This is a genomic window from Actinoplanes oryzae, assembly GCF_030757795.1.
Lineage (GTDB): Bacteria > Actinomycetota > Actinomycetes > Mycobacteriales > Micromonosporaceae > Actinoplanes.
This window is the reverse complement of the sequence record NZ_JAUQWH010000256.1, coordinates 1-8,613: the sequence shown is the minus strand read 5'-3', so window position 1 is coordinate 8,613 and position 8,613 is coordinate 1. Positions and strand designations below refer to the sequence as shown.

At 72.4% G+C, this 8,613-nt stretch carries 8 protein-coding genes and 2 pseudogenes; 7 read left to right on the top strand and 3 right to left on the bottom strand.

What is annotated here, in order from left to right; translation table 11 throughout:
- The 4 genes from RBH18_RS41555 to RBH18_RS41540 form a co-directional block, all read left to right on the top strand.
- On the top strand, positions 1–881 hold an 881-nt coding region (locus RBH18_RS41555), incomplete at its 5' end, for an SLAC1 family transporter (RefSeq protein ID WP_306216013.1).
- Complete coding sequence (locus RBH18_RS41550; RefSeq protein WP_306216012.1) at positions 878–1,276, top strand: GNAT family N-acetyltransferase; 399 nt, start codon at positions 878–880, stop codon at positions 1,274–1,276. The genes RBH18_RS41555 and RBH18_RS41550, both read left to right, overlap by 4 nt.
- Before the next feature lie 7 nt (positions 1,277–1,283).
- The gene (locus RBH18_RS41545) at positions 1,284–1,985 is read left to right on the top strand and encodes an AzlC family ABC transporter permease (protein WP_306216011.1); all 702 of its coding nucleotides are present in this window, start codon (positions 1,284–1,286) and stop codon (positions 1,983–1,985) included.
- Entirely contained in the window at positions 1,982–2,290 is a 309-nt protein-coding gene (locus RBH18_RS41540; protein ID WP_306216010.1) for an AzlD domain-containing protein, read from the top strand. Before RBH18_RS41545 ends, RBH18_RS41540 begins: the two co-directional genes overlap by 4 nt.
- 177 nt (positions 2,291–2,467) lie before the next feature.
- Here RBH18_RS41540 and RBH18_RS41535 read toward each other — a convergent pair whose 3' ends face one another.
- Positions 2,468–3,349, bottom strand: coding sequence for a hypothetical protein (locus tag RBH18_RS41535; RefSeq protein WP_306216009.1), 882 nt, complete (start codon positions 3,347–3,349; stop codon positions 2,468–2,470).
- Positions 3,350–3,430: 81 nt separating this feature from the next.
- Here RBH18_RS41535 and RBH18_RS41530 point away from each other — a divergent pair, with 81 nt between their 5' ends.
- Complete coding sequence (locus RBH18_RS41530; protein WP_306216008.1) at positions 3,431–4,327, top strand: hypothetical protein; 897 nt, start codon at positions 3,431–3,433, stop codon at positions 4,325–4,327.
- Between the two features lie 196 nt (positions 4,328–4,523).
- Here RBH18_RS41530 and RBH18_RS41525 read toward each other — a convergent pair.
- Positions 4,524–5,066: pseudogene (locus RBH18_RS41525) on the bottom strand (MFS transporter); the annotation flags it as partial.
- Positions 5,067–5,083: 17 nt separating this feature from the next.
- Complete coding sequence (locus RBH18_RS41520) at positions 5,084–6,523, bottom strand: helix-turn-helix domain-containing protein (RefSeq protein WP_306216007.1); 1,440 nt, start codon at positions 6,521–6,523, stop codon at positions 5,084–5,086.
- A 113-nt stretch (positions 6,524–6,636) separates the two neighbouring features.
- Between RBH18_RS41520 and aceA the strand changes: the two genes are divergently transcribed.
- Positions 6,637–7,926 carry an isocitrate lyase gene (aceA, locus tag RBH18_RS41515; RefSeq protein ID WP_306216006.1) on the top strand — a complete coding sequence of 430 codons (1,290 nt, stop codon included), beginning with the start codon at positions 6,637–6,639 and terminating at the stop codon, positions 7,924–7,926.
- Positions 7,926–8,613, top strand: a pseudogene (locus RBH18_RS41510) (malate synthase A); the annotation flags it as partial. The gene aceA and the pseudogene RBH18_RS41510, both read left to right, overlap by 1 nt.

The window sequence follows — 8,613 nt, the reverse complement described above, 5'->3', positions numbered from 1 at the left end:
TGCTGCTGCAGTTCTGGGGCGCGCCGCCGATGGCGCTGCTCACGGTCGGCGCCGGCACGCTGCTGCTCGGCCGGGACTGGCTGGGCGAGCCGGCCGCCGTCGCCGTCGACCTCGTGCTCTGGACCGCCGGGACGATCGCGGGCCTGATCGTCGCGGTCGCCGTCCCGTACCGGATGATGGTCCACCGCCCCGCCGCCCCCGGCGACGCGTTCGGCGGCTGGCTCATGCCCGTCGTGCCGCCGATGGTCTCCGCGGCCACGGGCGCGCTGCTGGTGCCGCACGTGCCGGACGGCCGGGACCTGCTGCTGACCTGCTACGCCCTGGCCGGGGTGAGCCTGATCGCGGCGTTCGTCGTACTCACCCAGATCTGGGCACGCCTGGTCCGCCACCGGGTCGGTGCCGCGGCTGCAGTTCCGACACTGTGGATCGTCCTGGGGCCCCTGGGCCAGTCGGTGACCGCGTTCCACCTGCTCGGCAACGCGGCGCCCGGCGTGCTCCCCGAGCCGTACGCCACCGGGGCGCAGGTCGTCGCGCTGCTCTACGGCGTACCCGTGCTGGGTTTCGCGCTCTTCTGGGCGGCCCTGGCGGCCGCGGTGACCGTGCGGACCGCGCGGGCCGGGCTGCCTTTCTCGCTGACGTGGTGGAGCTTCACGTTCCCGGTGGGCACGGTGGTGACCGCGACCGGCGGCCTGGCGGTCCGCTCGGGCTCGCCGCTGCTCACGGCCCTGTCCCTGCTCCTGTACGCCGCCCTGGTCGCCGCCTGGACCGTGGTGGCCTTCCGCACGGCGCGGCTCGTGCTCTCGCCCCCGGCTCCCCGCCGGCAGCTCGCGCGGAAAATGAATCCCTCGGCGGGGGAGTTGTCGCCTACCGTGACGCGGTGAGCTTCGCGATCAAACCGACCCTGAGCGGTCCGCGCGTCGTGCTGCGCCCGTTCGGGCCCGGCGACCACCCGGCGATCGTCCGGGCCCTGCGCGATCCCGAGGTGGTCCGGCTGACGGGCAGCCCGGTGGCGGAGCTCGACGAGCACCGGCTGCGCGACTGGTACGGCACGCGCCACGAGCAGGACGACCGCCTCGACCTCGCCGTGGTGGACCGGGCGACCGGCAGGTGGGTGGGCGAGGTCGTCCTCAACGAGCTGGACCGCCCCAACCAGGCGTGCAACTTCCGCATCCTCATCGGACCGGACGGCCGGGCCGACGCGACCGTCATGGCCGTGCTGGCCCCCGACTGGGCCGCCGGTGGGTCCAAGTGCGCATGTGATGCATGTGCGGTATGACGGAAGCGTGCACGAGGAGCAGGCGCCCCGTCGCCGGTTCCTCGACGGCGTCCGCGTGGGGACCGGGCTGGCGGCGGCGAGCTTCGTCCTCGCGCTGACCTTCGGCGCCGCGGCGCAGGAGCAGGGCTGGAGCGTGCCGGCCACCGTCGCCGCCTCGGTGCTGGTCTTCTCCGGCTCGGCGCAGTTCGCCCTGCTCGCGGCCCTGGCCGGCGGCGGCGCGACGGCGCCCGCGGTGGCGGCGGCCCTGCTCATCAACGGCCGCTTCCTGCCCATGGGCCTGGCGCTGGGCCCCAGCCTGACCGGCGGCCGCCTGCGCCGGGCGCTGCAGGGCCAGGCCGTCGTGGACGCCTCCTTCGTGGCCGCCCACACCGGGCACGGCCGCTTCGACCGCTACCGCCTCTTCGGCGCCACCCTGCCGCAGTGGCCCGCCTGGGTGGCCGGCACCGCCCTCGGCGCCTTCGCCGCGCCGCCCGGCGATCTCGTGCACGACCTGGGTCTCGACGTCGCCTTCCCGGCCTTCTTCGTGCTGCTGCTGATCGGGGAGCTCCGGTCGGCCCGCTCCGGCTACCTGTCCGCCGCGGTGGGCGCCGGCGTCGCCGCCCTCCTGCTGTGGTGGGCGCCGGCCGGCGTCGCCCTGCTCGCCGCGACCGTCGGAGCGCTCCTCGGCCTCCGCGCCCGCCGTACGAGCGAAACGAGCACACAATCATGAGCGTCTGGATCGCGATCCTGGCCGTGGCGGCCGGCAGCTTCCTGATCAAGGGCATCGGCCCCGCCGCCCTCGGCGAGCGCGAGCTGCCGCCGTGGAGTACCGGCGTCCTGGCGCTCCTCGCGCCCACTCTCCTCGCCGCCCTCGTGGTGGTCGAGGTCCTCGGCCGCCGCTGGGCGGACCTCGACCCGACCGTCCTCGCCGGACTGGCCGCCGCGGTCGCCGCCTACCTCCTGCGCGCGCCGATGCTCCTGGCCGTCGTCGCCGGCATCGTGACAACCGCCCTCCTCCGCCTCGCTACCGGCTGAGCGACGAGCCCGCCACCGGCCGAGCGACGAGCCCGCCACCGGCCGAGCGACGAGCCCGCCACCGGCCGAGCGACGAGCCCGCCACCGGCTGAGCGACGAGCCCGCCTCCGAGGTGCCGGTGACTCTCCGGGGTCCACGTGCGCTGCACGGCCCGCTGCATCGCGGCCCGGCCGGCACTCACCGTTTGCGGGCCTGGTCCGCGGTCTCGCGGAAGCGGTCGCGCAAAGAGCGCCCGTCCCTGTCGGCCACGGGTTCGAGATAGCTGTTGAGGATGCCGAGCACCGCCATGCCGAGCAGGTTGCCGCGGTCGTCGTCGCCGGCGATGCCCGCGTTCGGGTCGCCCAGGTGGTGGACGGCGAAGCCCTCGGTGACCGCGGCCAGCATCATGGCGAGCTGGTCGAGGGTCACGCCGGGGCGCAGGCGGAATCCGCGCGAGGCGAATGTGGACTCGTAGATCTTCTTCCAGGGTCCCAGCGCGCCCTCGTAGCTGTTCGCGATGACGGTGTGGATGCCGTCGTTGCGGTCGGCGGTCGCGACCATGATGAGCTGCAGCCGGAAGAGCGGCATCCGGCAGATGGCCTGCAGCTCCGCGTACGTCGCCCGGTCGATCGCGTCGACGAAGCTCTCCTCGTCGTCGAGCCAGCCGCGGGTCTCCAGGCTCGCGTTGTACTGCGGGTCGTAATTCATCGCGTGGAACAGGAACGTGAGCAGGTCGTTGAGGTAGTCGTCGTGACTGGCCCAGGTCGCCCGGTACGGCCCGAGCCCGCGCTGCCTCAGGAACGGCGGCTCGAGCTGCTCCATCTCCCGCGACAGGGCGCGTTCGGTGAGGAAGCGCAGCCCCGACCAGTACTGCTTGTCGCGCGAGGCCATCGTCCAGTCCCAGGCGCCGAGGTTCTGCTCGACGAGGTTGGCGCCCGCCTTGAGGTAGGACGCCACCTTCGGCGAGTTCACCAGCGCCGCGCGGGTCGACTCCTTGATCCCCTTGACGCGCGTGACGATGCCGGTCAGATCCTGATCGTACGGATAGGGGAACTCCGTCTTGCGCTCATGGGTGGCCATCGCTGCCTCCTCCCTCGCACCTCACAGGCAGCATGCCACGTCTCGCCCCGCGTGGTTGCTCCCGGTGCCTACAGTGCCCGCATGATCTCACGCCGAGTCACATTCATCGCGGTCGTCATGCTCACGGCCGGTGGCTGCGCCGCCCCGGGCACCACCCCCGCGGCCGACGGCCGGGCCACCCTGAGCGACGCGTTGTCCGGCCTGGCGGCGGGCAACTACACCTTCGCCCGTACGGGGAACGGCGCATCCCAGGGCACGGTGCACCTGCCGGACGGTTTCTCGGCCGAGCAGCCCTCCGGCCCGTCGGTGCTCGTCGCCGGGGACGTCTACCACCTGCGCTACCGCATCTACGGCAGCCAGCACGAGGCCTACGGCGAGATCTTCGACGAGTACGCCGCCAAGGGCACCGCCGCGGACAAGGCCGACGTGCGCAAGGCGAAGGACGTCATGCGGATCCTCGACGGCACGCACTGGGTCCGCGCCGACCGCAAACGTCTCGCGACGGCCGCCGAGGCCGACGACCAGAGCGGCATGGAGAACCTCCCCACGGCCCCGACCGCCGCGGCCCCCGACATCACCGGCGCCACCGCCCTGGTCGCCGCGGCCACCACGGCGACCGTCGACGGCTCCACCGTCACCGGCACGCTCGACGCCACCAAGGTCGACCCGCAGCTGCGACTGTTCGCCAACGACCCGTACTACTTCTACGGCCCCAAGGCGAGCGCCCTGCCGTACCGCGCGACCCTGGACACCGCCGGCCGCCTGACCGGGATCACCGTCGACATCCCCGGCATCCTCGAGGCCCCGGCCTCGGCGGAACCCGGCCAGATCCCGTCCGACGCCCCCACCGCGTCCCCCGCCGAAACCCTGACGATCACCATCACCGCGTACGGCACCACACCCGTCCCCACCGCCCCCACCGGCGCGACCGACCTCGACCCGTCCGCCTACGACCAGCTCAAGAACGACGTCGACTGACGACCGGCGACCTGCCGGCCCTCGCCGCCGACCTCCGCCTCCGCCCGGCGTCGCACGCGGCTGAAGCCGTCCCGGCCCGCCGGCTGCCCGAGCCCCGGGTCGCCACGATGACGCAGGTCAGCGAGGCCCGACGTCGGCGCTCTGTCCGGCTCCCAAGGAGCATCACCGCGCTGTCTGGGAGCCGGACATTGTCGGGTCAGGCGGTCGCGTCGCGGAGCGGACGCCAGGCAATGACCGTGATCGCTGTCATGGCCCCGGCGGCGATCCAGAACGGCGCGGTGATTCCCCAGGTGCTCGCCAGCAGGCCGCCGAGAAGAGAGCCCAGCGCGGCTCCGCCCAGATCCAGCAGCGAGTACACGCTGCCTACCCGGCCGCGTAGGTGATCAGGAACCACTCGTTGGCGGATCGAGGCGACCACCTGGCGCACGAGGTGCTCGACGTCGGACAGGCCGAGGCGCTGCCGGCAGGAGATGACGAACACCGCGAACGCCGCGCAGAACGCGATGGTGCCGATGCCCATGCTGACCGCCATGGTCCGCACCAGCCGGTGCCGCCACAACCACCGCACTCCTTCGGCGATCTCACCGCGGAGCGTGGTCGGCGGCCCAGGTTGCGGCCCGGCCGGCACCGGGCGGATGCCGGCGATGAGGACGGCGGCGACCGCGAACGTCAGGGCCTCGAAGCCGAACGGTGCGGCCGCCGCGACGACGAAGAGCCACGCTCCCAGCGGGTTGGCGACGCTTGCGGGGGACAGGATCACGCGCGGCGGTCGAGGAATTCGTAGACGTCCTGGGCGTCGACGCCGGGGAAGGTGCCCGGGGGGAGGGCGGCCAGCAGGTGGGAGTGGACTCTGGCGCTCGGCCAGGCCTGGCCCGACCAGCGGGCGACGAGGTCGGCCGGCGGGCGGCGGCAGCAGGAGGGGTCCGGGCAGCGGGAGACCGTACGCCGGGAGGTGTCGCCGCCGCGGAACCAGCGGGCGTGCTCGTAGGGCGTGCCGACGGTCACGGAGAATTCGCCGGAGCGGGTCGACTCGACGTGGACCGTGCACCAGTAGGTGCCGCCGGTCGTATCGGTGAACTGGTAGAAGGACGAGTACGGGTCGGTGGCCTGGAAGACCGTGCGGGAGGCCCAGTGGCGGCAGACCGGCTGGCCCTCGATGGCGCCGGTGACGTCGGCGGGGAAGCGGACGTTGTCGTTCTCGTACGCCTTGTAGATCGTGCCGCTCTCGTGGACCCGGACGAAGTGGACCGGGATGCCGAAGTGGTGGGTCGCCAGGTTGGTGAAGCGGTGGGCGGCGGTCTCGTAGGAGACGCCGAACGCGTCGCGCAAGTCGTCGATGGCCAGGGCGCGGTCGGCGCGCGCGGCCCGGAGGAACTGCACGGCGAACTTCTCCGGCATGAGCAGCGCCGCGGCGAAGTAGTTGGCCTCGACGCGCTGGCGCAGGAAGTCGGCGTAGTCGACCGGGTCCTCGTGGCCGAGCACGAAGTGGCCGAGGGTCTGCAGGACCACCGCGCGCGGGTCGTGGCCCTTGTTGCTGGCGATCTGCGGCAGGTAGATGCGCTGGTTGCGCAGGTCTGTCACGGACCGTGTGGATCCCGGCAGGTCCGGCACGTAGTGCAACGTGAAGCCCAGGTGTGCGGCGATGTCGAGGATGCCGCGCTGCGATAGCGGGCCGGTGGTGTGCTTGACCGACTGCAGCACCGTGGCTGCCGCCTGCTCGATGTCCGCGAAGTAGTTGTCGCGTTCGCGCATCTGCTCCCGGAGCTGCTGGTTGGCCCGCCGGGCGACCTCCGGGGTCGCGCTCTGCTCCCGCAGGAGCCGGCCGAGCTCGCGGTGCAGCCCGATCAGTGACTCCAGCGCGTCCGACGGCAGCCGCCGCCCGGGGCGCACGATCGGCAGGCCCAGCGCCTCGTAGGCGGGTTCGCGCTGGAAGTGCGCCAGGTCGATCTCCAGCTTGGCGCGCCGGCTCGGCGCCTCCGGCCGCAGAAGATCTTGCATTTGTACGCCCAGAGCGCCCGCCAAAGCCTGCAGCACGCTGAGCTTCGGCTCCCGCTTGCCGTTCTCGATCAGCGACAGCTGCGACGGCGCCCGGCCGACCTCGGCGCTGAGCTGCTCCAACGTCATGTTCTTGGCGCGCCGCAGATGCCGCAGCCGCTGCCCGAGCGTCACCAGGTCCACCGCGGGGGAAGCCGTCATACCTTTTGACGCTAACAGAAGAACGTCGATTCTTCTCCTCACAAAGGCCTTCAGCGGACCCCGGCGGAAAAGCGAACGTGAAGCCACGCACCACCGAAACGGAAGGCGGGATGATGACTGATCAGCTGACCGACGTCAGGGGCGGTACCGCCGCGGACCTCACCCGAGCCTGGGCCGGCGATCCCCGATGGCTGGGCGTCCGGCGCGACTACACGGCGGCCGACGTCGTGCGGCTGCGCGGGACGCTGCAGGAGCGGCACACCCTCGCCGAGCGGGGCGCCCGCCGGCTCTGGGAGCTGCTGCACGACACCGACTACGTCAACGCCCTCGGCGCGCTGACCGGCAACCAGGCCGTGCAGCAGGTCCGCGCCGGGCTGAAGGCGATCTACCTCTCCGGCTGGCAGGTCGCCGCGGATGCGAACCTGTCCGGCCAGACCTACCCGGATCAGAGCCTGTATCCGGCCAACTCCGTGCCCGCCGTGGTGCGCCGGATCAACAACGCGCTGCTGCGCGCCGACCAGATCGACACCGCCGCTGGACGGTACGAGCGCGACTGGTTCGCCCCGATCGTCGCGGACGCGGAGGCGGGGTTCGGCGGGCCGCTGAACGCGTACGAGCTGATGCGCGCCATGATCGCCGCCGGGGCCGCGGGGGTGCACTGGGAGGACCAGCTCGCCAGCGAGAAGAAGTGCGGCCACCTGGGCGGGAAGGTGCTCGTGCCCACGGGCCAGCACATCCGGACCCTGAACGCCGCGCGGCTGGCCGCCGACGTGTCCGGCGTCCCGAGCGTCGTCATCGCCCGCACCGACGCGCTCGCGGCCGACCTGCTCACCACGGACATCGACGAGCGCGACCGGCCGTTCCTGACCGGCGAGCGTACGGCCGAGGGCTTCTTCCGGGTCCGCAGCGGACCGGAGGCGGCCATCGCCCGCGGGGTGGCCTACGCGGAGTACGCCGATCTGCTCTGGGTGGAGACGGGAACGCCGGATCTGGAGTTCGCGCGGTCCTTCGCGGACGCCATCCACGCGCAGCACCCCGACAAGCTGCTCGCGTACAACTGCTCGCCGTCGTTCAACTGGCGGCGCAACCTCGACGACGCCACGATCGCCCGGTTCCAGAAGGAGCTCGGCGCGATGGGCTACAAGTTCCAGTTCGTCACGCTGGCCGGCTTCCACGCGCTCAACCACTCGATGTTCGAGCTGGCCCGCGGCTACGCGACCGACGGCATGAGCGCCTACGTGAAGCTGCAGGAGGCCGAGTTCGCCGCCGAGATCGACGGCTACACCGCGACCAAGCACCAGGCCGAGGTCGGCACCGGCTACTTCGACGCGGTGTCCACGGCGCTGAACCCGCACAGCTCGACCACCGCCCTCGCGGGCTCGACCGAGACGGAGCAGTTCTGATGGAGCCCGTGACCGTCGCCCCCTCGGCGTACGACGACATCCTGACCCCGGAGGCGATCGACTTCGTCGTCGCGCTGGACCGCGAGTTCGGGGCCCGCCGGGTGCAGCTGCTCGACCGCCGCCGCCGCCGGCGCACCACGCGGACGGGGGAGCTGGACTTCCTGCCGGAGACCGCGCACATCCGCAACGACACGTCGTGGACCGTGGCGCCGCCGGCCGAGGACCTGATGGACCGGCGGGTGGAGATCACCGGCCCGCCGGAGCGCAAGATGACGATCAACGCGCTCAACTCCGGCGCCCGGGTGTGGATGGCCGACTTCGAGGATGCCACCTCGCCGACCTGGGACAACATCCTGGCGGGCCAGCGGAACCTGCGCGACGCCCTCGACGGCAAACTCGGCTTCACTGCCGCGGACGGCCGGGAGTACAGGGTCGGCGCCACCCTGCCGACGATCATGGTGCGGCCGCGCGGCTGGCACCTGCCCGAGTGTCACCTGCGCATCGGCGGGCGGGCGGTGCCGGCGTCGCTGTTCGACTTCGGCATGTACCTGTTCCACTGCGGACGGCGGCAGATCGAGCGGGGCAGCGGGCCGTACTTCTACCTGCCCAAGCTGGAGAGCCACCTCGAGGCCCGGCTCTGGAACGACGTGTTCGTCAGCGCCCAGCGCCTGCTCGGTCACGCTTTCC

Excerpts from the sequence above, each read along its gene's own strand:
- RBH18_RS41540 (WP_306216010.1), top strand. The coding sequence starts at position 1,982 with ATGAGCGTCTGGATCGCGATCCTGGCCGTGGCGGCCGGCAGCTTCCTG.
- RBH18_RS41520 (WP_306216007.1), bottom strand. The coding sequence starts at position 6,523 with ATGACGGCTTCCCCCGCGGTGGACCTGGTGACGCTCGGGCAGCGGCTG.
- aceA (WP_306216006.1), top strand. The coding sequence starts at position 6,637 with ATGACTGATCAGCTGACCGACGTCAGGGGCGGTACCGCCGCGGACCTC.
- RBH18_RS41535 (WP_306216009.1), bottom strand. The coding sequence starts at position 3,349 with ATGGCCACCCATGAGCGCAAGACGGAGTTCCCCTATCCGTACGATCAG.
- RBH18_RS41530 (WP_306216008.1), top strand. The coding sequence starts at position 3,431 with ATGATCTCACGCCGAGTCACATTCATCGCGGTCGTCATGCTCACGGCC.